At 42.3% G+C, this 24,968-nt stretch carries 22 protein-coding genes and 1 pseudogene; 13 read left to right on the top strand and 10 right to left on the bottom strand.

What is annotated here, in order from left to right; translation table 11 throughout:
* Window positions 1-125: 125 nt before the first annotated feature.
* Window positions 126-329, bottom strand: coding sequence for a hypothetical protein (locus LGZ99_RS04410; protein ID WP_262978887.1), 204 nt, complete (start codon window positions 327-329; stop codon window positions 126-128).
* Between the two features lie 389 nt (window positions 330-718).
* Between LGZ99_RS04410 and LGZ99_RS04405 the strand changes: the two genes are divergently transcribed.
* From LGZ99_RS04405 to pgm, 5 genes are all read left to right on the top strand, one after another.
* On the top strand, window positions 719-1,207 hold the full coding sequence (locus LGZ99_RS04405) for an AHH domain-containing protein (protein WP_152552748.1): 489 nt from the start codon (window positions 719-721) through the stop codon (window positions 1,205-1,207).
* 13 nt (window positions 1,208-1,220) lie between these two features.
* Window positions 1,221-1,754 (top strand): DUF4303 domain-containing protein, encoded by a 534-nt coding sequence (locus tag LGZ99_RS04400; RefSeq protein ID WP_023045637.1) that lies wholly within the window; start codon window positions 1,221-1,223, stop codon window positions 1,752-1,754.
* 316 nt (window positions 1,755-2,070) lie between these two features.
* Window positions 2,071-2,583, top strand: a complete 513-nt coding sequence (locus LGZ99_RS04395) for an Imm26 family immunity protein (RefSeq protein ID WP_036839506.1) — start codon at window positions 2,071-2,073, stop codon at window positions 2,581-2,583.
* Window positions 2,584-2,854: 271 nt separating this feature from the next.
* Complete coding sequence (gene seqA, locus LGZ99_RS04390; protein ID WP_262978886.1) at window positions 2,855-3,379, top strand: replication initiation negative regulator SeqA; 525 nt, start codon at window positions 2,855-2,857, stop codon at window positions 3,377-3,379.
* Between the two features lie 56 nt (window positions 3,380-3,435).
* Window positions 3,436-5,076, top strand: a complete 1,641-nt coding sequence (gene pgm, locus LGZ99_RS04385; RefSeq protein WP_262978885.1) for a phosphoglucomutase (alpha-D-glucose-1,6-bisphosphate-dependent) — start codon at window positions 3,436-3,438, stop codon at window positions 5,074-5,076.
* A 60-nt stretch (window positions 5,077-5,136) separates the two neighbouring features.
* Here the strand turns inward: pgm and LGZ99_RS04380 are convergent, their stop codons facing one another.
* Window positions 5,137-5,322: a hypothetical protein gene (locus tag LGZ99_RS04380; protein ID WP_023045634.1), complete on the bottom strand. Its 186-nt coding sequence runs from the start codon at window positions 5,320-5,322 to the stop codon at window positions 5,137-5,139.
* A gap of 582 nt (window positions 5,323-5,904) precedes the next feature.
* Here LGZ99_RS04380 and LGZ99_RS04375 point away from each other — a divergent pair.
* The 6 genes from LGZ99_RS04375 (at window position 5,905) to LGZ99_RS04350 (ending at window position 12,183) form a co-directional block, all read left to right on the top strand.
* A complete protein-coding gene (locus LGZ99_RS04375; protein ID WP_036839502.1) occupies window positions 5,905-7,137 on the top strand; it encodes an MFS transporter in 1,233 nt (410 codons plus the stop codon).
* Window positions 7,103-7,498 carry a ParB N-terminal domain-containing protein gene (locus tag LGZ99_RS04370; protein WP_021325078.1) on the top strand — a complete coding sequence of 132 codons (396 nt, stop codon included), beginning with the start codon at window positions 7,103-7,105 and terminating at the stop codon, window positions 7,496-7,498. Before LGZ99_RS04375 ends, LGZ99_RS04370 begins: the two co-directional genes overlap by 35 nt.
* Entirely contained in the window at window positions 7,491-8,687 is a 1,197-nt protein-coding gene (locus LGZ99_RS04365) for a hypothetical protein (protein WP_036839500.1), read from the top strand. Before LGZ99_RS04370 ends, LGZ99_RS04365 begins: the two co-directional genes overlap by 8 nt.
* Before the next feature lie 111 nt (window positions 8,688-8,798).
* On the top strand, window positions 8,799-10,655 hold the full coding sequence (locus LGZ99_RS04360) for an aminotransferase class I/II-fold pyridoxal phosphate-dependent enzyme (RefSeq protein WP_036839498.1): 1,857 nt from the start codon (window positions 8,799-8,801) through the stop codon (window positions 10,653-10,655).
* Window positions 10,652-11,326, top strand: a complete 675-nt coding sequence (locus LGZ99_RS04355) for a formyl transferase (protein WP_023045631.1) — start codon at window positions 10,652-10,654, stop codon at window positions 11,324-11,326. Before LGZ99_RS04360 ends, LGZ99_RS04355 begins: the two co-directional genes overlap by 4 nt.
* A gap of 35 nt (window positions 11,327-11,361) precedes the next feature.
* Window positions 11,362-12,183 carry a Cof-type HAD-IIB family hydrolase gene (locus LGZ99_RS04350; RefSeq protein WP_262978884.1) on the top strand — a complete coding sequence of 274 codons (822 nt, stop codon included), beginning with the start codon at window positions 11,362-11,364 and terminating at the stop codon, window positions 12,181-12,183.
* 60 nt (window positions 12,184-12,243) lie between these two features.
* Here the strand turns inward: LGZ99_RS04350 and kdpE are convergent, their stop codons facing one another.
* Genes kdpE through kdpF form a run of 6 tightly spaced genes read right to left on the bottom strand, consistent with a single transcriptional unit; the run spans window position 12,244 to window position 20,130 of the window.
* On the bottom strand, window positions 12,244-12,930 hold the full coding sequence (gene kdpE, locus LGZ99_RS04345) for a two-component system response regulator KdpE (protein ID WP_039878671.1): 687 nt from the start codon (window positions 12,928-12,930) through the stop codon (window positions 12,244-12,246).
* Window positions 12,906-15,632: a two-component system sensor histidine kinase KdpD gene (gene kdpD, locus LGZ99_RS04340; protein WP_262978883.1), complete on the bottom strand. Its 2,727-nt coding sequence runs from the start codon at window positions 15,630-15,632 to the stop codon at window positions 12,906-12,908. Before kdpD ends, kdpE begins: the two co-directional genes overlap by 25 nt.
* A gap of 9 nt (window positions 15,633-15,641) precedes the next feature.
* A complete protein-coding gene (gene kdpC / locus LGZ99_RS04335) occupies window positions 15,642-16,223 on the bottom strand; it encodes a potassium-transporting ATPase subunit KdpC (protein WP_023045628.1) in 582 nt (193 codons plus the stop codon).
* A gap of 11 nt (window positions 16,224-16,234) precedes the next feature.
* The gene (kdpB, locus tag LGZ99_RS04330; protein ID WP_023045627.1) at window positions 16,235-18,301 is read right to left on the bottom strand and encodes a potassium-transporting ATPase subunit KdpB; all 2,067 of its coding nucleotides are present in this window, start codon (window positions 18,299-18,301) and stop codon (window positions 16,235-16,237) included.
* Between the two features lie 32 nt (window positions 18,302-18,333).
* A complete protein-coding gene (kdpA, locus tag LGZ99_RS04325; RefSeq protein ID WP_036839492.1) occupies window positions 18,334-20,040 on the bottom strand; it encodes a potassium-transporting ATPase subunit KdpA in 1,707 nt (568 codons plus the stop codon).
* The gene (kdpF, locus tag LGZ99_RS04320) at window positions 20,041-20,130 is read right to left on the bottom strand and encodes a K(+)-transporting ATPase subunit F (RefSeq protein WP_036839489.1); all 90 of its coding nucleotides are present in this window, start codon (window positions 20,128-20,130) and stop codon (window positions 20,041-20,043) included.
* A 181-nt stretch (window positions 20,131-20,311) separates the two neighbouring features.
* Here kdpF and LGZ99_RS04315 point away from each other — a divergent pair.
* Window positions 20,312-20,623 (top strand): annotated as a pseudogene (locus LGZ99_RS04315) (S-type pyocin domain-containing protein); the annotation flags it as partial.
* Here LGZ99_RS04315 and LGZ99_RS04310 read toward each other — a convergent pair.
* The gene (locus LGZ99_RS04310; protein ID WP_036839484.1) at window positions 20,620-21,255 is read right to left on the bottom strand and encodes a LysE family translocator; all 636 of its coding nucleotides are present in this window, start codon (window positions 21,253-21,255) and stop codon (window positions 20,620-20,622) included. The pseudogene LGZ99_RS04315 and the gene LGZ99_RS04310 sit on opposite strands and share 4 nt — an antisense overlap.
* A 4-nt stretch (window positions 21,256-21,259) precedes the next feature.
* Complete coding sequence (locus LGZ99_RS04305; protein WP_036839482.1) at window positions 21,260-22,072, bottom strand: 2OG-Fe(II) oxygenase family protein; 813 nt, start codon at window positions 22,070-22,072, stop codon at window positions 21,260-21,262.
* Between the two features lie 524 nt (window positions 22,073-22,596).
* Between LGZ99_RS04305 and LGZ99_RS04300 the strand changes: the two genes are divergently transcribed.
* Entirely contained in the window at window positions 22,597-24,933 is a 2,337-nt protein-coding gene (locus LGZ99_RS04300; protein WP_036839479.1) for a ComEC family protein, read from the top strand.
* Window positions 24,934-24,968: the final 35 nt, after the last annotated feature.

Raw genomic sequence — 24,968 nt, 5'->3', positions numbered from 1 at the left:
GCATTATGCAAAATGGGCCTGAACGGCCCACCTCGCATAACAAACATTATGTCGGCGCCGCCCACCCAAGGGCGCTGCGCGGCCACCTCAACAAAGGTGAGCGGCTGGCCGCCGGGTTGAGCTTCTCAGCCCCAGCGGCGCACCGGGCTACGCCCGCTGCTGTCAGCCTCAATGCTAAAACCCACCGCCGCAGTCGCCGCCGTCCCTGGCGGCTCCGGGGCGAAAATCTGCCTTAACCCGTTGTCGGTCAGTCCGTTAAGGTCAACCGCCCTGAAGGCAGGCCAGCAAGCTGGCCGCGGTTTATTGCCCCCGCCCCAACCCCGCTGCACTGGCTGCGCGCGGCTCGCACTGCGCTGCGCTTCGTTGCTCGTCCCCGTGCTCGCCATCTCCGCCCCGTGCAGCCCCCAGGGGCTTCCCTGCTGAACAGCGTCACCTGCGGGCCTCGCCGGCCCGCACCCGGCCAACCCGCGTCAGCGGCGCAGGCAAGCTGCCCCGCCGCCACGGGTTCCCAATAAGACCCGGTTCCGGCAGGAAAAACGGGGCAAAACCCGACACTGACATCGGGGAAAAAATGCGCTAACATCGGCCAAGTGCCCGTCGGGGCGAGTTGGTATGTTCTTTAACAGGGCGGGAAAAAGCGGCGGAGAAAAAGGCGGCTAAATCAAGGGGAAAAGTCCGCTAAACTGTATGATGGCGTCGGGATAGTCCCTAAGATCCTTTGGGGTTAGCAGGAGGAGTAAATCCTTACAGTTACGTGCCTAATCCCACGGGTTGGATCGATCCTCTGGGGCTGGTTATTTGTCCTGCACGATTTGCTCGTTATATGCAATTTAGAAAGCAAGGTTATTCTGTATTCGACGCTGCAAAACTATCTAAAAGCTTGAGTTCATGGGGAGATTACTTTTCTAAATTATCTGGCACAATGGCTCCTATTCAGATGATAAGGGCACATGCTCATCACATAGTTTTTCAAAAAGGGCCCATAGCAGCCAGAAAGTATATTGAAGATAGCCAGAGGATATTGAGAGAAGCAGGAATTGATCCCATATATGGTATAGAAAATTTTGTATGGGCACCAAACAAAAACCATACTATAGATGTAGCTAGGAAAGTTAATGAAACTTTGAGAAAAGCTGTTGCTTCCAAAGGTTCAGTGAAAGAAACTTTAGTTAAACTTGGCGAACTTTTCGCAAAAGATATGATATGAAAATGAGGCATTTATGAACTATGATAAACTAGAAGAAAATATAATCAGTGGTATTGTTGATATGATAAGCTATATAAAAGATAAAGAATATTGGGAGGATATCAGTTCCTTTTGTTTATTTACTGATGAAAGTTTTATGTCTATTTCTTTATTATTTAACACAAATAATCACTTTCACTCAGTAAAAGATAATGAGTATCCTTTAACTTACAAATATAGCCCTTCAGAGTGGTTTAGTGAATCTATATCTAAAAATGACGATAAATATATTTATAATAACACAGCCCTTTCAATGGTATCAGCAGAGCTGCTAGCTAGTTCTAATGATTATGATTTTATAAAACATAGAGATAGTGTTATTAGGGTTTTTATTAACGCAATGAATCACTGTATTAGCAAAAATATTTTTCAAAAAGGAAGCTCTGCAATTTATTTATTCATGATAAGTGATTGTTATGATGGGGAAGATATATTGGCATGGAATACTTCATTAAATACAGACTCTATAAAAAAGGAAATAATTTGTTGGGTAGAAAATGAATTATAAATAAAATTAGGGGCTGTCCTAAATAACGTTTCATAATTCTGCTACACATGGCCTTCTTCAACCCATTGTTATACATATAATTTTAGCATGATGATTTTATTACATTTTAATTGAGGAATCTGGAATGCAATATTGCTTTACATATGATATTATTTATTGAAATAAATACTTAAATAGTATTTGGCAAAACCGGAAGATCCTTTTTGATCTTTCGGCTTTATTCATGACCTATCTATGTGCATAGTTATTGAGAAGCTACTCTTTGATGGATAGTTGCATATCCCCGGTGGGGATAAAGTAAGAAAGGAGGGTATTCATGAGCAATCAACTTAAAGAAATACATTCAGATGCTATAGTTGCAATGGTAAAGAAAGGGAAGCGTAAGCTCAAACGTCCTGAAGTCGGTGATTTATTTACGTTGGAAATTGAAAGTATTGGTTTTGTACATGGCATGGTTGCCAAGAATGAGATTGAGTTTGCCAAAGGGCAGACTGACTTTAATATTATCTATATCTATAAAGATATAACGAAAAGAAAAGAGGATAAGGTTAATTGTAGTAAGAATAACTTACTATTTTCTCCTTTTGTTGTGAACGATATGGCATGGCGACAGGGGTATTTTCAGACATATACTCAACTTCCTCAAGATAAAATAGATATTTTTGAACGTTATTGTTTTTTTTCCGGAGCAAAAGGGCAATATGAAAATGAGCAGTGGGAACCTTGTGAAAAATTTGAACCTTGCTCGGATTTAGTATTATCGAGCTCATTAACGATAGCAATAAGAGTTTATAGCTATCTAAATCCAGAAACAGAAATCCTTTATTGATATGAATTGGAGGGATATCCGGTTATCTCCAACTGATTTTTATCGATTGCATGTCGTAGAATTGACGGAGGAAAGGGACAGAAAACTCTGGCTAAGGCCTCTCAATATCCATGTAACTGATTGATTTGTTTTAGATGAAAATCGCCTGCCTTGTCATATTGTTTTTCACACTGAAACACTATTAAGTTATTGAAATTTTACCTATTTTGTTTTCTCCTTTTATACTTTATAATCCGGCTAAATTTTTTATTTAGAACAGTACTGGATAGAAATGAAAACGATAGAAGTTGATGAAGACCTTTACCGCTATATTGCCAGCCACACACAACATATCGGTGAAAGTGCATCTGATATTTTACGGCGGATGCTGAAATTTAACGCCGAGCAGCCAGTACAAAACGTGCAGCCTTTTAGCGCTGTGGAGAAAACATCAGTATCTCGCCCGCGGGATTCTGTTCGTGTAATTCGTGAATTGTTACTTTCAGATGACTATTCTGAGAAGAAAAAATCAGTTGATCGCTTTATGTCGATCTTATCCACGTTATACAGCTTGAACAGTGAAAGTTTTTCTCAGACAACCGATGCTATGCATGGTCGTACCCGTGTTTATTTTGCCGGTGATCAACAGACGTTGCTTGCCAGTGGCAAACAAACCAAACCTCGTCATATTCCGGGCACACCTTTTTGGGTCATTACTAACACCAATACTGACCGTAAGCGTAATATGGTTGAACAAATTATGCGGGATATGCAATTCGCAGCCAATCTTATTGAAAAGGTGTGTGGCACGATTTAACTGACTAAAGCTGCGCTGCAACAGTCAAGGCGGTGCAGCCATCCAGGAGAGATAAAGTGGCAAATCATCCGCGCGCGGGGCAACTTGCCCGCCAAAGTGATCTGATAAACGTAGCGCAACTGACTTCACAGTATTACACCTTACATCCTCAGCCGGAAAACCCGGTGCATAAGGTTAAATTCGGTACATCCGGCCATCGTGGCAGCTCTCAGCGCAGTAGCTTTAATGAAGCGCATATTCTGGCAATTGCTCAGGCAGTTGTGGAAGCCCGTAAGCAGCGGGGAATAAACGGCCCTTGCTATGTGGGTAAAGATACCCATGCGTTGTCAGAAGCGGCTTTTATTTCTGTGCTGGAAGTGTTGACCGCCAATAATGTGCATGTGATTGTGCAGGAAAATAATGGATTTACGCCAACTCCGGCGATTTCTCATGCCATCCTCTGCTATAACCGTCAAGGTAAGGCGCAGGCGGATGGGATTGTGATTACGCCATCCCATAATCCACCGGAAGATGGCGGTATTAAATATAATCCACCTGATGGCGGCCCCGCCGATACGGATCTGACCGCGATTATCGAACGTCGTGCTAATGAGTTGCTCGAAGAAGGTCTGAAAAGCGTTAAGCGTCTGCCATTCGTTCAGGCATTGAGCAGTGAATATCTGCACCAGCAAGATTTAGTCGAGCCGTATGTCGTTGCGCTGGGTGATGTGGTTGATATGGCCGCTATCCAGAAAGCCGGGCTGAAAATCGGTATTGATCCATTGGGGGGTTCCGGCATTGCGTTCTGGCAGCGTATCGGTGAGCACTACAACCTAGATCTGACATTGGTGAATGATCAGGTAGATCAGACGTTCCGTTTTATGCATCTGGATCATGATGGTGTCATTCGCATGGATTGCTCATCCCCTTGGGCAATGGCCGGTTTGCTGGCAATGCGCGATAAGTTTGATCTGGCTTTCGCCAACGATCCTGATTATGACCGTCACGGTATTGTCACACCAGCCGGTTTGATGAATCCAAACCACTATCTGGCAACCGCGATAGATTACTTGTTCCGTCATCGTCCGCAATGGTCAGAAAGCGTTGCGGTAGGTAAAACGCTGGTTTCCAGTGCCATGATTGATCGGGTGGTTGCTGATCTTGGTCGTAAATTGGTGGAAGTGCCGGTCGGTTTTAAGTGGTTTGTTGACGGTTTGCATCAAGGTAAATTGGGCTTTGGCGGTGAGGAGAGCGCAGGGGCTTCTTTCCTGCGTTTCGATGGTACGCCGTGGTCCACGGATAAAGATGGGATTATCCTCTGTTTGCTGGCAGCAGAAATAACCGCCGTGACAGGGGAAAATCCACAGCAGCGTTACAATAAGTTAGCCGCCCGTTTTGGTACACCGAGTTATAGCCGTATTCAGGCACCCGCGAGCCATCAGCAGAAGGCGTTGTTAGCCAGGCTGTCGCCAGAAATGGTGACAGCAGATAAGCTTGCCGGTGATCCCATCACTGCCCGGTTGACGAATGCCGCCGGTAACGGCGCATCAATCGGCGGCCTGAAAGTGATGACAGAAAATGGTTGGTTTGCCGCCCGTCCATCAGGAACGGAGGAAGCCTATAAGATTTACTGTGAAAGTTTCCTTGGCCCTGAACATCGGGAGAAGATTGAACGCGAAGCGCAGGATATTGTTAACCAGGTTTTTGCCGCCGTTTGATATTTGATTCGATTGAAGAATCCGCAATAGCTGTCACAGGCTGTTGCGGATTTTTGTTTTTCAGCCCAGAGCGACCATTAAGGCACCGGCGGTAATCAGCGCGACGCCACCTGCCGCCACCAAATAAGATAACGGACAAGCTCCCAAAATCCTATTGTTAATATCAAATGAGTTGAGATGATAAGGCAATTCTCTCTGCTTAAATATATCATTACTCTCATTAATGAAACTAAAGAATAAACTCATTACTAATCTCAGTTTTAGTGAGTGAATATTTTGGGGTTGTGGAATGGTTTCCAGTTTTATCTTAGATGGCCTTATATAAATCTATAAATAATAATTATCCCCACCAGAGTTTAGCTATTAAACTAAAATACAATTTTATTTATCTATTTCACTTTGAATATAATATTACAGCTTATTTTTTAGTTAAATTAAGCTGAGTTTTTCCGTTAATTGATCAATATTTGAATAGATAAAGATTGAACTGAAAGGTTTTTATCTGAGATTAAGGACCCTTTTTACCCGTGTTTTCGCCTGTTAAAGTGCAAAGTACTTATGTCATTATGTTGCTCATTAACATCACAAGCATTTGCTCTGCGTTTAACGTGTAACAAAAATGTCATATTTTGTTTGCAATTAACATCTGTTTTGATAATATATTAAAGACAAGTTATACATCGTTGAATTTGCTTTATCGTACAGATCATCCTAACGCTTGCTTCTACATTTGGTTTTTGTAGAGGCAAGTGGATTTTATGGACTTTTATAAATATTTTAAATGCTTGGTTTAAAAGATACCAATATAAATAATATAAGAACATAACAATGAAAAATTTTTCTCTTAAAAGTTATACATCCATCCCGGCATGTATATGGGGTCTATTTCTGGGGACTTTTGTAACAAGGTCAACATCAATGATGGTATGGCCTTTTATCTCCATCATATTATATACAAAGTTCCATTTTACTGCATCGATGATTGGGTTAGTTCTCTCTTTATCTATTGCGATTTCATCAATATTAAGTTTTTATGCTGGTTACTTCTCGGATAAAGTGGGTCGGGCCAGGATAATTATCATTGGCTGTCTTATCTCTTCATTGGCATATTTAATATTATGGCTATCTGAGCATCAGTCTGGTTTTATTATTGGCACGTTATTAGCGAATATCTCTTGGGCGCTGGTTAATAATCCAATAAAAGCAGTTATCGGCGATATTATCGAAGAAAAGCAGGTAAGAGAGAATGCCATGTATTTAAGGTACTTATTTCTGAATGCGGGTGCGGTAGTTGGGCCTTATTTAGGGGTAAAGTTAAGCCTGGATATTAATTCTATCTCTTTTCTGATTGTGTCGGTATCCTATGTGATTTTTATGATCCCGGTTTATCTATTTGGGAAAAAAATAAAAATAAATTTAACTAATGATGATGATTTTAAAGGTACGATAAAGATTTTATTGAATGATCGGGTGTTTTTAATGTTGGTCATCAATAATATTCTCATGATGTTTATTTTTGGTCATTTTGATTCAACTCTGCCGCAGTTAATTACTTCATTAGGGTTTAGTGGATATGCTGAGTTTATTGCTTCGCTTATTATGCTACATGCGCTAACTATTGTGGTTATGCAGTTACCGTTTTCCATGTTAACCCAGCAAATGTCATTAGAAACGAAAATAAAAATAGGCACGGTATTACTCATTTTATCTGAATTAATGTTTTTTATTTCATTTAAGTATTATGATGTTTATTTATTGTGGTATCTGGCTGCTTTTACCATGAGTATCAGTCAAACTATTTTGTTTCCATGTGTGAATGTTTTTATCGATCGTTTGGCGCCAAATGATTTACGTGGTGCGTATTTTGGCGCAGCATCACTTTATAGTATCGGTTTTTCTATCTCTCCATTAGTGGGTGGTACTGTTATTCAATTCTTTGATGGTGGCGTGTTATTTCAATTATTAGCGATATTAAGTGTGTTGGTGTTGGTAATTTTTTGCCGTATGTTTAAACTAAGGGATAAACATGAAATTAATATTAGAAGAAGTCTCGAATCTTAGACCAACTGAATTACATTGTCCTGTTCGTGTTGAGCAGTTAATAGAAAAAGTTAAACTTGAAGGTTTTTGGACTCAACCAATCTGGATTGATGAAGCAACGAATGTGGTGATTGATGGTCATCATAGACTTGAATTAGCCAAAACACTTAAGTTGAGTTGTATTCCTTGTCTGGCATTTGATTATCAGAAGGAGCTGTTGGTTTATTCACGTAATGAAAATAAAACAATTAGTCATGTTGATGTCATCAAGGCGGGTTTGGATGGGCAACCATTGGGTTATAAACAGACTCGTCATGAGTTTGCCGGGAATGTTATTGAAACGCAAATTTCGTTAAAAATGTTAGGGTTTGTCAATGAATAAGCAGTTTTATGATGTTGTAATGTGTGGTGCAGGTCCTGCAAATATCTCTTTAATTCCAGATTTATTAAAAGATGAAGCTGTAAAACATTGTCTGATTTTAGAAAAAACAGATATGGTCGGTTCTGGTGCATTAAAGAAATATAAAATCACTGCGAACTCTTTAGGTAGTGTATTTTTAGAGAAGTTTGACGGTTGTGATGATGAATTAAGTCAATATATAAGATCAACCTCAGAGTGGGAATATTTTAGTGCCAATAGAGATAAACCGGTTGAATTGAGGTTTGTCGGTCAATATTTGGAGAGAATTGCACGTTTTATTCAGGAAAATAAATATGGTGATCAGTTTGGCGTATTGACCGGTGCGGAAGTAAAAAAGATCAAGCAGAATGAAAATGGTGATTATGATATAACTTATCATAAAGATAATGAAGACTATATTGTATCAACGAGAAAAGTCCTGTTTAATATAGGTGGAAACTCGAACGAATCCAGATTATTACATAATAGTAATAATATGACTTCAGGTGATTTCATTAAAGGTGCTTATGATGAAGTCATCAATAAAGGTGATATAAAAAGTATATCCATATTAGGTTCGTCACACAGTTCTGTTTCCTGTTTGATTCGGCTGATAGAACAATTAAAGTTTACCGGCAAGATAAATGTTCTGGTTAATAAAGATTTCAAGCTGTTTTTTGATTCACCTGCAAGTGCGGAATCTTACGGCTATGATTTCACCCAGGAAGATATCTGTCCTTTAAGTGGCCGGGTTAATCGATATTCAGGTCTGAGATATGACTCTTTTGGATTTGCTCAAGAACTTAAAGCAGGAAAACATGAAAATATCTCTATTTTAAATATCTCAGAAATATCTGGTGATGAGGTTATTCAATGTATTAATTGTGACGATTTATTAATTCACTGTACGGGCTATCACTCCAAACTTGTTGAAATCGTTGATAAAAATAATATTTCTCTTGAATTTAAAAGTGATAAATATGGTTTGCTGACTAATGTAAAATTAAATCCTATATCAACCTCGGGTGAAACACTCAATAATTTTCACACATTTGGCTTGGGGTCTGGTGTAAAGACCGGTGGTGAAATTGGTGGCGAGGCAAGTTTCCACGGACGAATTGATGGGGTTTGGGTATATCAGCATGTTATATATGACGCTGTATTTAATTGATAAATAACTCAATATCAATTTTACATTATTAACAGGTTATATTTTAGGTTAATTCTTATTTAAGAATGCCGATAGCTTTCTAACATCTATTTAAAATAAATTATCAAAACTATGAATGAAAAAACAGTAATACTGCTTTGTGCAGGAAGAGGTAGCCGGTTATCTACCAGAACATCTAATAAACCAAAACCTTTGGTAGAAACAAATCAAATATCATTTATCGATAATGCACTGAAAAATATCGAATCTGTCGGTATTAAAAACGTGATTATTGTGGTGGGTTATAAAAGTGATGTTTTAATGTCTCATATTAAACAAGAGACATATAACTTGGATATTGAATTTGTTAATAGTGAAAAATGGGAATCGACCAATAATCTCTATTCTTTATATCTTGCCAGAAACTGGATTAAGCAAGATACACTGATCCTGGAAGGAGATATATTTTTCACCAAGAAATGCCTGGAAACAGTGATGTTAAAAGCAGGAGATCTCAATGTCCTGGTTTCTCCTCTTAGTGGGAATATGGAAGGGACTTATGCAAAAATAGATAAAGATAATATTATTGCATTAAATTCTACCAAGGATAGTGATTATCAGGTTGAAGATGGGCAATATAAGACAGTAAATATTTATCATATTTGCAGTGCTAATTTTGCGGAATATGTGAATAAAGAGTTAGAAAATTACGTTAATAATGGATTAACCGGGCTATATTATGAAGATATATTTAAAAAATCTTTATTGGATAATATAGCTGAATTTAAAGCAAGTATTGTTGATCATTCTCAATGGTATGAAGTCGATAATACTTATGATCTTGCTATTTGTGATTTCATTTCAAGTAATAATAAGCTGGATCTTGTGCAGAATAGGCATGGTGGATATTGGCGTTATCCTATTATTGATTTTGCATTGATTTATAATTTCAACTTTCCACCTAAAAAATTGAAAGATGAAATGAAGAATAATTTTGATGAGATATTACTCAATTATCCTGGTGGAAATCGGTTAGTTGAATACGCTTTATCTGAATTTCTGGGCGTAGAAAAAACGAAATTATGTATTTCAAATGGTGCGGCGGAAATAATAAAACGGCTACCTGAGATTTATACAGGTAAAGTATTAGTCACTGTGCCATCATTTAATGAGTATGCTAATTGCTTTGGTAAAGACAGAACAATATTTAGCTATAGTAAAGAGAACAGAGATTTTGAGATAGATATTGATGAATTATTAATGTTGGCGAAAGAAGAAAAGCCAAGTGTGGTGGTGATTGAGTCACCAAATAACCCGACAGGTAAACTGACGCCGATTAATAGTTTGTTATATCTGGCAGGCGAGTTGTTGACATTAAATATAGATTTGATTGTTGATGAATCTTTCTTGGATTTTTCTAAAATGCGTGATGATACCATGTTAATGCATTTAGATAACTATAAGAACTTATCTGTTATTCGCAGCATGAGTAAAACCTTTGGCATTGGTGGTATTCGGATAGGATATATTGCAACCGCGAATCAAGCATTATTGGGTAAAGTGAGATCAGTATTGCCTATTTGGAATATTAATGGTTTTGCTGAAGAGTTTTTATTGCGGTTGCCGCAATATAGAGAGAGCTATAAATTAAGCTGTGAGCAGGTGATTATTGATACGTTAAAATTACAGCAAGAATTGGATTCAATCGAAGGTATTACTGCCTATGAAACGGATTCTAATTTTGTTTACTGTAAATTCCATGTTTCCGATGCAAAAACGGTATCACAGTTACTTTTAGATATTCATGGTGTGTATATAAAAGAGTGCTCAGGGAAAGGAAATGCCGATTCTGATCTCTATTGCCGGATATCTTGCCGAACACAAAGCGACAATGAAATTTTAATCCATTCATTGCGCATGGTGATGCAGGGGCTGATTAATATTAGTGATATTAGCACGATTAAGGAAATTAACGAGGTCTGCGAATGAGTCATCCAAAAACAGTAGTGATTTGTGGTAAAGGGGAATTGGCAATTTTTATTTGCCAGTATTTCTTAAATCATAAAGATTATCAAATATTGCACGTTGTGGCAGATAAATTTGAACCTGTCAGTACTGAGCAGACATTAATAGATTTCTGTCATGAAAATAATATTTCTATTATTGAAGATAATAAAGTTGAGAATTTACCCGGTTATGAAAGTGGTGATTTCAATTGCGATTTGTGCTTTGTCGTATTTCATAAGCGGATATTGCCGTTAAAATTCATTAATTCTTGTAAAAGAATATTGAATATCCATTTGTCCCATTTGCCTAAATATCGTGGCGTCAGGCCAGTAAACTGGGCTTTGAAAAATGGTGAGTCATCTCATGGTGTGACGATTCATGAAATTAATGAAGGTATTGATGCGGGTCCAATTGTGAATCAGGTTTCATTTTCTATTTATCCAGAATTTGAAGAGGTTATTGATACTTATACCCGGGCTGTTAGTTATGCCAGACAATTATTCCTTGACACCATACCAATGGTGGAAAAAATAAGTCCAAGACCTCAAATGGATTCAGAGGCCAGTATTTATTATGAGAAAGATAATCATAAGTTGGCAGAAAGGATGACATTTACCAAAAAAGCATCGCTTGAATTGCTGAATAAAGCGTAGATAATAATTGCTTTTAATGTACCGGGGAAGTGCTCATGTATAATCTTATTGCTACGGATCTTGATGGAACTCTGTTACTTCAGGGGGATACGGTAGGTAAATTTACCCGCCAAGTGTTGACTGATTTGTCAAATACGGGAAAGCAGATCGTATTTGCTACCGGCAGGCATCATGCTGATGTTAACGCCATTATTGGTGATTTTGATATACCTGTGCATCTGATTACGTCTAATGGCGCCAGATTGACAAGTGCCTGTAAAAAGTTGGATATCAGACAATATCTACCAGGTGATGTAGTAAAAAGATTAATTGAGGAAACGCAGGCAGATCAGGATGTAGTGATTAATATGTATTGTGGTTCTCAATGGTTAACCAGTGAATTACACCATAGTTTCAGTGATTTTAATCAGAATGATAATTTTAATCCCACGATCAGACCGGCTGATGAAATGCCTTGTGATGCTGTTGAAAAAGTTTTTTTCATTCATAAGAGCCGAGATCACGAGGCGTTGGTTAAATTGGAACGCCATTTAATTGCGCTATTTTCTGATAATGTCAGTATCGCTTTCTCATTCCCCTGGTGCCTGGAAGTGATGGACAGCGGTGTTTCTAAGGGACAGGCTTTAATTCAGTTAGCCGGGTTTCTTGGGATCCCAATTGATCAAACTATCGCGTTTGGCGATGGTATGAATGACGTGGAAATGCTTTCAACCGCCGCTAAAGGGGTCATCATGGGAACGGCGCAGGATAGGGTTAAACAAGCGCTGCCTCATGCGGATGTTATTGGTTCCTGCCGCGAAGAGTCTGTCGCTTATTATTTATCTGAACATGTGTGTCAGGTGAATAATCTGCCCTAAACTTTGCTGAGAGCAGTTAATGGCCTGAGACATGAAGAGATTCGGTTCGTGTCTCAGGTATTAAGGCATAAACCGATAGCCAATGCCGGTTTCAGTTAATAAATGTTTTGGCCTGGTGGGGTCAGTTTCCAATTTTTGTCGCAGATGCCCCATATAAATCCGCAAGTAATGGTTATGTTCAACATAGTTAGGCCCCCAGACCTGATTGAGTAACTGGCGTTGTGTCAGTACCTTGCCGCTATTTGCCAGTAATTCACCCAATAAACGAAACTCAATCGGCGTCAGATGCAACTCTTCATCGCTTTTGGTTATCCGGCGGTTAACCAGATCGACAACCACATCAGAAAAATAGACGATAGATTCTTCCTGATGGGTTCTGGCAAAGTGGCGCAGGGCAACCCGTACTCTTGCTAACAATTCACTGATGCCAAACGGTTTACTCAGATAATCATCAGCGCCGGCATCCAGTGCGGCAACTTTATCAGCTTCTGCGTCACGGGCAGAAAGAACAATCACGGGGATGGTGCTCCATTGGCGCAGATCACGGATCAAATTAATGCCATCGCCATCGGGCAGCCCCAAATCCAGAATAATCAAGTCAGGTTTACGGGTTCCCGCTTCAATTAAGCCCCGTTTCAGCGTCTCACTTTCAAATACGCGACAGCCTTCTCCTTCCAGCGCCAGCCGGACAAAGCGTCGGATCTCTTTTTCATCTTCGATAATTAAGATGGTGTTATTGCTGGTAATAGTGGCACCTCCTCAGTCATTTCTTCAATTTCAGGTGGTTTCTCTAACGGTAGAACAAAGTGAAAACTTGCTCCACTTTTTTCGTTATTGGCAGCCCAAATCTTTCCATTGTGAATTTCAATAATTGCACGACAGATTGCCAGCCCAAGGCCCACTCCCGGAATGGCAGATTCTTTGCGGGCGCGGGAAAATTTATCGAAGATTAACTGTTCCTGCTCCGGCGGAATACCTTTACCTGCATCCCAGACTTCAATATGAACCTGATTTTTTTCTGTTGTCGCCTTAATGCCCAGGGGAGTTTGTTCATCGGTGTATTTGATTGCGTTTTCCAATAAATTGATAAATACCCGTTCCAGCAGGCTGGCATCACAATGCAAGAGTAAATCAGATGGCAGGGAAACGGTGACCGGATGGCGATTAAGCGCATATTCCAGTGAACGCAAGGTACTGCCGACGATCTCTTCCAGTGATTGCCATTCCAGATTCAGTTGAATTCCCCCCGATTGGATACGCGCCATATCCAACAAGTTATTGACCAGACGGGAAGTGCTGAGAATTTGCTGACGGATTTGATTCACCTGCTTGGTGTGCGGGGAACCTTCGGCAGATAAATCCAGCATCAGGATTTCTGCTTGCCCGAAGAGGACCGTCAAAGGGGTACGTAAATCGTGAGAGAGTGCCGCCAGAAGTGAGTTACGTAACTGTTCCCGCTCGGCATCCAGTTTTGCCGATTCTGCCCGGCGGGAGAGGTGCAATCTTTCCAACGCATTGGCAATCAGGCCGGTAAATGTTTGCAATAATCGCTGTTGCTCCGGGATAAGCAGCTGGCGCAAATAGGATGGCTCAATCGCCAACACAGCAAACGTTTGTGAAGGTGTTGCGATAGGCAGTAGCTGGTAAGGTACGCTGGGCAAGGTATCGGTTCCTGCGCCCGCCGGCAGATTTTTATCAAAACTCCATTTGGCAATGGCATCGTCAATCAGCATATGACCGCCATTGTTGGTTGTGAGTTGGCGTAAATCGCCATTATCGCTCGGTAAAAACAGGCCGGTTTTCGCCTGAAAACCATTGGCAAGGAAATGGTAGCTGGTACGGGCAATATCTGCTTCATTCAATGCCCGGCTGAGTTCACGGGTCATTTTATAGAGATGGCGGGTGCGTTGTTCGCGGTAACGGGCAATTCGCGCTTGATATCTCATTCCCGCGGTCAGGTTTCCGACCACGACCCCGACGATCAGCATGACAGTGAACGTTAGCAGATACTGCATATCCGTGACGGCAAGCGACCAGTGGGGCTGTACGAAGAAGATATCGAAACTGATGACGTTAATAAAAGCCGCGAATATTGATGGTCGGCGGCCATAAAACAGCGCAATGACGACGACGCCAAGCAGATAAAGCGTAACTAGGTTAGCTTTATCGAGAGTCAGCAAGAATGTCCGGGAGAACAGGGTGATCAGTGTGCAGAGGGCGATTGCGATCAGGCAACCCTGAATCTGTATCCGCCATTTTTCACTGACAGAACGGCTGTCTTGTTCTTTATCCCATTGGCTGCGATCTTCCAGCGCGACAATCACTAAATCCAAATCCGGCCCCAGTTTTCCTAACCGATCAGCAAAACCAGGGCGCCATTTCCAGTTAAGCAGCTTATGTTTGGATTTACAGCGGCGGCCTATCAAAATTTTGCCGAGGTTATGTTCTCTGGCATAACGTAATACTGCTTTTTCTTTGTTGGGATCGGCGAGGGTTGCTGTTTCCGCTCCCAATTCATGGGCTAATCTGAGCGCGGTTAAAATCGTGCGCCGTTTACCTTCCGACAATTGGTGCAGTTTTGGGGTTTCAACATAGATTGCATGCCAGATACAGCCTAACCGGGCGGCAAGCCGGGCGGCGGTACGAACCAGTTTTTCATTGCCCGCGCTGTTACCGATGCACAGCAGAAGATTATCACGGGTGTGCCAGACCGGTTCATGCCCTTGGGTGTCGCGGAAAGCGCGCATTTGATCATCAACGCGATCAGCGGTACGACGCAAAGCCAGTTCCCGCAGGGCAATCAGATTGCCTTTGCGGAAAAAATGTTCAATGGCGCGTTCCGCCTGGCTGGAAATATAGACCTTCCCTTCATTGAGCCGTTGGCGCAGATCATCCGGTGGCAGATCAACCAGGACAATTTCAGTAGCCTGATCAAAGATATGGTCAGGGATGGTCTCCCTGACCTGGATGCCGGTAATATCACCAACCACATCATTAAGGCTTTCCAGATGCTGAACGTTAATGGTCGTCAGCACATCGATTCCCGCTTCCAGTAATTCTTCAACATCCTGCCAGCGCTTGGGATGACGGCTGCCGTGAGGATTGCTGAATGCCAGTTCATCCATCAGAATCATCGCCGGGTGGCGGGCAATGGCGGCATCAAGATCAAAGACGGTGATTCTGCGTTTGCGGTAGTGGATCGGTTTAAGTGGCAGTTGTGGCAAACCATCAACTAAAGCGGCTGTTCCTTGCCGCTCATGGGTTTCTACCACACCGATAATCACATCCAGTCCTTGAGCATGCAATCTTTGTGCTTCCTGCAACATGGCGTAGGTTTTTCCCACGCCAGCGCAGGCGCCGAAAAATATTTTTAATTTACCGCGCTGTTTCTCATTAACCAGTGTCAGTAATTCATCAGGGTCAGGGCGTTGTGGTTCGTGTTGATCCATCTTCCAACCTTACTGTTTTTTCTTTTGCAAATTATCAAGGGCAAGATTGAGTTTTAACACATTAATCGCCGGTTCACCGAGAAATTCCGATGGCGGGGTTTCAGTATTATTCCGGATTAATTGTTTTACCGCTTTAACGGGTAAACGGCGTGCGTCAGCCACTCTTTGTACCTGAAAATCAGCCGCTGCGGGTGAAATATGAGGATCGAGGCCGCTGGCGGACGCAGTGACCAGATCAACCGGCACAGGCATGTTTGGCTGGCGGTTAAATTGGCGCAAATGTTCAACTCTGCGCTTGATTTCATCATCCAATACCGGGTTAGAAACCGCCAAATTACTGCCGCCGGATAACATCGTGTTATAAGGGTAGTCCATTGTCGCGGAAGGGCGTCCCTGAAAATAGATATCTTTAGTGAAGGGTTGACCAATCAGTGCAGAACCGACTATCTGACCGTCTTGTTTCACCATAGAACCTTGGGACTGGTAAGGAAACATCAGTTCTGACAAACCTGTTGCCAGCAACGGGTAAGCCACACCAGTAATCAGAGTCAGGAATAGCAACAATACAACAGAAGAACGTAACCAAATCATTTTCGTCACCTTTATTTAAATATCAGCAGAGTCAGCAACATATCTATCAGTTTGATGCCGATGAAAGGCGCTATCAGACCACCCAAACCATAAATCCACAGATTGCGACGTAAGAGTGACAATGCGTTCATGGGGCGGTAGCTCACGCCTTTCAGAGCCAATGGGATCAGGAAGACAATAATCAGTGCATTGAAGATAACTGTCGATAAAACCGCCGATGTTGGCGAATACAGATGCATGATATTCAAGACATTTAACTGTGGATATGTGACAGCAAATGCCGCCGGAATAATGGCGAAATATTTTGCGATGTCATTGGCGATACTGAACGTGGTCAGAGAGCCTCGTGTCATCAGCATCTGTTTACCAATACGGACGACTTCAATCAGTTTGGTTGGGTTGGAGTCCAGATCCACCATATTGCCGGCTTCCTTGGCTGCCTGAGTGCCTGAGTTCATGGCAACCGCAACATCAGCCTGAGCAAGCGCGGGCGCATCATTAGTACCGTCGCCGGTCATGGCGACCAGACGGCCTTCGGATTGATACTGGCGGATAAGCGCCAGTTTGGCTTCGGGTGTGGCTTCCGCCAGAAAATCATCGACGCCGGCTTCTGCCGCAATTGCGGCGGCAGTCAGGCGGTTATCGCCGGTAATCATCACGGTTTTGATGCCCATCCGGCGCATTTCGCTGAATCGCTCTTTGATGCCGCCTTTTACGATATCTTTCAGTGCAACAACACCCAGTACCCGCTGATTTTCTGCGACAACCAGCGGTGTACCGCCTTTACGTGCTACGGTCTGTACCAGGATCTCGACTGCTTCAGGGAATTTGCCATGATTCACTTCAATATGACGGCGGATGGCATCTACGGCACCTTTACGGATCATACGATTTTCCACATTTACGCCGCTCATTCTGGTCATGGCAGAGAAAGGCACAAAACTGGCATTCAGTGAGCGTAGATCACGTTCGCGCAGGTTGAAGCGCTGTTTTGCCAGAATGACAATGCTGCGGCCTTCCGGTGTTTCATCGGCCAGCGAAGAGAGCTGGGCGGCATCTGCCAGCTGTTGTTCTGTCACGCCGGGAACCGGCAGAAACTGAGATGCCTGGCGATTTCCCAGGGTGATAGTGCCGGTTTTATCCAGCAGCAGCACATCCACATCCCCCGCGGCTTCAACGGCCCGGCCGCTGGTGGCAATCACATTCGCACTCAGCATTCGGCTCATGCCTGCGACACCGATCGCAGAAAGTAAACCGCCAATGGTGGTCGGAATAAGACAAACCAACAATGCTATCAATACCGTGATGGTGATAGGTTGACCGGATTGGTTGGTTTCCACACTGAATATTGAGAATGGCAATAGGGTGACACACACCAGGAGAAAGATAATCGTCAGCGCTGTCAGCAGAATTGTCAGGGCGATCTCGTTTGGGGTTTTGCGCCGTTTAGCCCCTTCCACCATTGAAATCATGCGATCGAGAAAGGTTTCTCCGGGATTGACCGAACATTCGACTATCAGCCAATCAGACAGCACGCGTGTACCGCCGGTAACCGAGGAAAAGTCACCGCCGGATTCGCGGATAACCGGGGCAGATTCTCCGGTGATGGCACTTTCATCAACGGAAGCACCGCCGTCGATAACTTCACCATCACAAGGAATGGTTTCATTGGCTGCAATAATGACGATATCGCCTTTGCGCAGGCTGTCGGAAGGGACCTTTTCTCTTGCTGCATCACGGCTGGCTGAGGCGAGTTTCGTTGCCCAACTGGTTTTTCTCACCCCTTTAAGGCTGGCGGCCTGCGCTTTGCTTCTGCCTTCCGCCAGTGCTTCGGCAAAGTTAGCGAACAGCAAGGTAAACCATAGCCATAAGGCGATATTACCGGTAAACAGCGTATTTCCCTGAAACTGACCAGCCAACATGGCAATCCATAAAATTGTGGTTAACCCACTGCCCAGATAGACCACAAACATCACCGGATTACGCCATTGTGCGGCTGGATGGCATTTTTTTACTGAATCAATAAGAGCATTACGCATCAAAGAGGGTTCGAATAATGTCTGTTGTTTGTTTGTCATGGTGTTCCTCTCTCTATTCCTCATGTCGGCACTTACCGGGACATCAGCCAGATTTGTAAATGTTCAATTACCGGGCCAAGGATCAGTGCTGGAATAAAAGTCAACGCACCAATTAACATAATGGTCAGGATTAATAAGCCGATAAACAGCGGGCCACTGGTGGGAAGTGTGCCGTTGCTGACAGGCTGGCGTTTTTTCACGACCAGAGAGCCGGCAATGGCAAGTACCGGCAGGATCATGCCAAAACGGCCAAAAAACAGGGTGACTGCCAGCAGTAGATTGTAGAACACGCTGTTGGTATTGAGGCCCGCGAAAGCACTGCCATTATTGTTGGCAGCAGAGGAGAGGGCATAAAGCACTTCACTGAAACCATGAGCGCCGGAGTTCAGAATACCGGCACGCCCATTGGTTGTGGATATGACAAGCGCAGTGCCTAAAAGTACCAGTGTCGGGGTGACCAGAATCGCCAGTGCGACCATTTTCATCTCGAATACGTCGATTTTTTTACCGAGATATTCCGGTGCCCGGCCGATCATTAAACCGCCAATAAACACCGTCAGCAGAACGAACAGCAACATACCGTATAAGCCGGAACCCACGCCGCCGAATACGACTTCGCCAATTTGTATCAGCCACATGGGGATCATACCGCCAAGCGCGGTGAAAGAATCATGCATGGCATTAACCGCCCCGCAGGAGGCCGCGGTTGTCACTACTGCATAAATTGAGGTTGCAAGGATACCGAAGCGATTCTCTTTACCTTCCAGATTGATATTACTGGCGGCACCTAACAGACTGAAATGGGGATTGCCTTTGAGTTCGGCATACATCACTCCCGCCGTAGCAACGACGAAGATGATACACATCGCCCATAATAAAGCGTGTCCCTGACGGTTATCGCCAATGACCTGACCAAAGGCAAAACAGAGCGCGCAGGGGATCAGCAGGATAGATAATATCTGAATAAAATTGCTGATAGCGGTCGGATTTTCAAACGGATGAGCTGAATTGGCGCCAAAGAATCCACCGCCATTGGTTCCCAATAACTTAATGGCTTCCTGTGAGGCGACAGGTCCCATCGGGATCAATTGCTGTTGGTCTTCAATGGTATGAGCTAATTGATAGGGTTCGAAATTCTGTATCACACCCTGACTGACAAAAACCAACGCGATAATTATAGACAGCGGTAGCAGCAGATAAAGTGTAATACGGGTGATATCAACCCAGGCGTTCCCCACGGTTTTGACGCCATGACGGGAAAATGCGCGTATCAGCGCAAATACCACAGCGATACCGGTCGCGGCAGAAAGAAAGTTCTGTACGGTTAAACCTGTCATCTGACTAAAGTAGCTTAACGAGTTTTCCCCGCTGTAGGCTTGCCAGTCAGTATTGGTGATAAAGCTGACCGCGGTATTCAGCGCCAGGTCCCATTTGAGCCCGGGAAAATGTTCAGGATTTAGTGGAAGGACGCGTTGGGCGACCAGAAGGGTAAATAACAGTAATAATCCAGTCAGATTAAAAATAATGATCGCTAATGCGTATTGTCGCCAGCTCATTTCTTTCACTGTGCCGCCAGGCTTCTGTAAACCACAGCAACGCCAAAGGCCGGATTCTGCTTTAGTTAGCCAGAGTGGAATATCACCGTTGATCATATTGGCAATAATATTGCCAAGCGGTTTTGCCAGCAGCAGCAAAATCAGTAAGAAACTTGCGATCAGTAAAAAAGCGGATGATGCCATTTAAAAATCCTCCGCATGGAGTAACGCGTAAATCAGATAAATCAGTAACAGGGCTACTAACAACGCGCCGGAAATCAGAAATATGCTCACTGCTTATCTCTCCTGAGAATTTAGATAGGCCAAGGTTAGGCAAGGTGGTGCAAAGAAGCTGATAAAAGAGTGAGTGGATGTGTAAAAAAAGTGTAAAAATGACTGATAAAGGAAGACTCAGAAGAGTGGTGGTCGAAGGCTATTCTGCCTGACATGATTGCCCTAAAAAATCATTTGGTGCAGACCTATAAAATTATGGACGCTGAACGAACAGGAGTTTCAGGTTCCAGCCCATACCGGGAATGAAGAACGGCCGTTTATTCCGCCGCAAATTACGGTATTGCCAATCCCGGAAAGAGTGGGCAGCGATATTGAATCGTTGCCGATGCCGGAGGAAAAGGATTTCCGCGATTATATTTTGATCTTCCTGATCCCGAATATGCCGCCGGTGTATGTGTATTTGAGTACATTTTTAATTATGCCTGAGGATATCCATGAATTTCGGTTGGCCAAAAATTTTATTTATTCCTCAGGCGCCGTGTTTCCTGTTTAAGAAAAGTGCAGATTGAATAATGTTATTGAATATGAAAAGAAATAGATTCCAAGCATAATCAGAATGACTCCACTGGTATAATTAATAAATTTAATAACACGATGACTGAGCATTTTCCTGGAGAAAAAGATAACAGCATTAATCAATGCCACCCAAAATATAACACCAATAATTGTACCTGATGCACCAATAAATAAACTATATTTACCTGATGTAATATTGTTGAGTTGAGCACTTACAGACAACCAGAAAATAACATTGTATGGATTTAAGAGTGTTAATAATACACCATCAAAAAATTGCCTGTGATAGGGCTTTCGTATGATATTTCTATTTTCTTCGCTTTTCTTATTCAGAAAACTGGCAATACCAAACCAAATGACGATTAACGCACCTAAAAAACCCAGAATAGGCATAAAAATAGTATCAGAGAATAATTGCAATACTCCAGCACCTAAAAGTAATAAATAAATTATATCGGCAAAGCAAGCGCCTAAACCGAAAATCACGGCGTGAAGACAACTGATATTCAAGTGCCTGCGCATAATTTCTATATTTATAGGACCAACGGGAGCCGCAGCTCCCAATCCTAAAAGAAAAAACGTTCCTAATGTACTCATTACATCAACCATATAATCAATTCCATAGCATGAGATGTTTATTTAGTGATAATCCAATGAAGCTTTGTAATGATATTCTACACCCATCGGAAAAACTACGAATGGCATGGGGTTTTCTGGTATTTATTATGATCAAATCTCCTTGTTCTGGTTTAATAAGGATGGAAGGCGGAAGAGTGCCTCGCCAATTATTTTCTGCATTATCTTCGATTAATTCGGTGATAGGAATTGCAGGGACATCCCACAGTTCCAGCTCCCCTCCATTTACAGGCATTTTTATATATATATTTACCGAGAATTGCCCTAATAAATTGACAGATTGCTGTTGAAGGCCATCAAAATGAGGTTGTTTTTCAACCATGAAAGAGAGTTCGGGCCTTTTCATAACCCTGGCGATGCCAACGTGCATCTTTTTACCTTCAAAGTTTGCAATACTGGCACCTGCGGACCAAACTTCATCCAACTCTAAACGCAATTTATCGAAAGGAGTCAACATTGGGGCACAGAAATTTCTGACATTTCTTATTGCGGGTAACGCGTTCTCAAAATATTTCTTATAACTATCGCTATCTTTGGGTTTTCCAAAAGTCGTGTTGTAAGATGTACCAACTCTATCAACGCCATAATCCACAAAAATAGTTTTGTCTCCTTTTTTTAAATCATGAGCGTGAAGTTCTAGATTCTCATGAGTGAGGAAAAAATCTGAGAGCTTGTCTGAAATATGACTATCGACATATTTTTTTACATGAATTGCTAACGCTTCATCATTAAATAGTCTAGTGAGGTCATTCTCTTGTAAAGAATTAGATAAAATTATTTCATTTTTCATAAAAACCACCTTGTTTGTATTTAACATGATTTGATGATTTTTCACATAAAAATAGAGTGTAAATAGTAATCTAATCTTATTCGTGTTTAATCAATGCGATATTAATCACAAAAATCAGATAGTGATTTATGTAATTTTACCAAATTAGTATTCAATAATAGAGATAATACCTGATGGTAATGGTTTTTTATTTTACATATGATTATTTTATTGCTTTACAGCCTTTACTAATGATTTCAAAAACAACAAATTTAATGGTAATAATATACCCAATAGATTACAAGCATGAACTCGCAGTGTATTTTATTCGATGTTTGTGCTGAACATAAAGAGAGGAAATCAAAAGTAATATGCCAAATCCTGACTACTTGCGAAGCTGCTCACATTTTTCTATGAAATTATTCTTAACCTAAAATTAATCTGCGAAGGTGTTTGATAATTCTTATGATACCTCTGGCTGCCTTTTAAATAATAAGAAATACTTTGTTGCGTAAAATAAAAGGGTAAGGATAGGGTAAACAAGGATGTGGCTTTCAGTCTTGATAAACAAGATAACGACAAACTGGAAACAACCTGTTCCGGTAATCAGTGTGAATCAGGCTGCGGTAGCCATTATTGCCGGTATTATACCATTGCTTTTTCTGCCTGAATTACCGCAAAAACAGCAAATTATTGCATTGATATTACTGGCTTTATTCTGTTTGTTTTTGCCATCCTGTCTTTGCCGGGTGGTATCAATTTCGTTGCTGGCATTTCTTATCGGATGCTGGCAGGGAAATCATCTGCTCGAACAAATAATCTATCTTAGTGAGAAAGAGCACTTATCGCAGGGAATTGTTGAGAGCTTGTCATTAGGTGATGAAGTCAATGAAGGAAAAAACAGGGTTCTTCTGCGTATTATTGCAGATGAAAATAAAATTATTTTCCCGCCACTGTATATCTCTGCTTATTGGAATATTTCGCTTGAATCTCTGTGTGCCGGTCAAAAATGGCAACTAAAAATGAAATTACGGCCAGTTCATAGTCAGCTAAATCAAGCGGGTTATGATAGCCAGCGCAGGGCATTGGCTATCCGCCAGCCTCTAACAGGGAAAGTGATTCACGCTGAATTAATTGACGGTAAATGTAGTTTACGTCAGCAACTGGTCAGTCATATTGCTCCGGCTATGCGTGAGTTAAAACACAGTGGCATTGCAATGGCTTTGGCATTCGGTGAGCGTCAATGGCTAAATAAGCAGGATAACTTATTATTACAACAGACAGGTACAGCTCACCTTATGGCAATTTCAGGGTTGCATATTACCGTTGCCAGCATGTTTGGCTGGGGAATGGCAAGGTTATTGCAGCTCTTCTTTCCTGTACGCTGGATAGGGCACAAATTCCCACTGATTACCGGCTGGATAGTGGCAATGAATTATGTCTGGCTATCTGGTTGGGGAATTCCGGCTATTCGCGCATTACTTGGCTTAACTCTTTGGCTCTATTTACGCTACAGAAATATTCTGTGTTTTCCTTGGCAGTGGGCATTGTGGACAGCGGCAATTATTCTCTTATTTGATCCCCTGACCGTGCTTTCTGATAGCTTCTGGCTCTCCTTCTTTGCTGTGATGGCTCTGATGTTCTGGTTCTACTGGGCACCGTTGACTGAGCCATTTCGTTATGGCTGGAAGTGGCTATGGTTGCGTGGGTTATATATGCAAATGGGGATGATGCTGATGCTTATTCCTCTCCAGCTATTATTATTTCATGGCGTTAATTTTGCCGCTTTATTTGCTAACTTTTGGGCAGTGCCAATCATCTCTTTTATTACGGTTCCGTTGATTATGCTGGCATTAATCAGCACTTTTTGCCCTGTTATTCAGGCTTTATTATGGCAATTAGTCGATTATTCTGTGACCTTCTCTTTGATCCCTTTGCCAGTTTTGCAACAGTCATGGCGTGAAACTGGCCGTTTTCCTCTATTAATCACATTTATTGCCTGGTTTATTGTCATTATCTGGCGATTCGCCTGGTGGCAATCATACAAATTGCTGATTGGCATTTCTCTAGGGGTCATGCTCTGTTATCTGAGACGCAACGAAGAATATCTATGGCGGTTCTCTATGCTAGATGTTGGGCATGGGCTGGCTGTTATCATTGAAAAAGAGGGCAAGGCGCTGGTTTTTGATACCGGTAATCGTTGGGAAACCGGCAGTATGGCTGAGAGGGTGATAATCCCTTATTTGCGTTGGCACAGGTTAACGCCGGAGCAGATTATTATCAGCCATGATCACCTTGACCACTCGGGCGGGCTGGAATTCTTACAACGGAAATATCCTGATATTCCTGTCAGAAGCCCTTTAATTAACAGTGAACATCTTCCATGTATACGCGGTGAACAGTGGCGCTGGCAGGGGTTGAGCTTCCGTGTATTATGGCCGCCGGCAAGATCATTACGTGCGGGTAACAATGAATCCTGCGTTATTCGTGTGGACGATGGTAAATATAGCCTGCTTTTGACTGGGGATTTGGAAAAGCAGGGGGAATATAAGCTGCTGGGAATAGAAAAAGAGAATTTAAGATCGACGATATTGCAAGTTCCACATCATGGCAGTAACACATCATCTACGGCCGCTTTTATTCATACCGTGGCGCCACAATATGCATTAACCTCTGTTGCACGCTATAGCCCGTGGCGGCTCCCTTCGGTCAAGGTGCAGCGGCGTTATCGTAAGGCCGGGGCAGAATGGCGCACTACCGCGGTGTCCGGGCAGATAACCGGTTATTTTTATGGCGATTATGTTGAAATTGTGGGCTACAGGCAACAAATTATGTCACGTTGGTATCATCAGTGGTTTGGTATTCGTGGTGATCATGAGTAGAATAACCCGCTATTTCTTTTGGTGTTGGTAACTCA

The organism is Photorhabdus temperata, from assembly GCF_025384845.1.
Lineage (GTDB): Bacteria > Pseudomonadota > Gammaproteobacteria > Enterobacterales > Enterobacteriaceae > Photorhabdus > Photorhabdus temperata.
The sequence above is the reverse complement of the archived record's forward strand: the minus strand, read 5'-3'. Positions and strand labels throughout refer to the sequence as shown.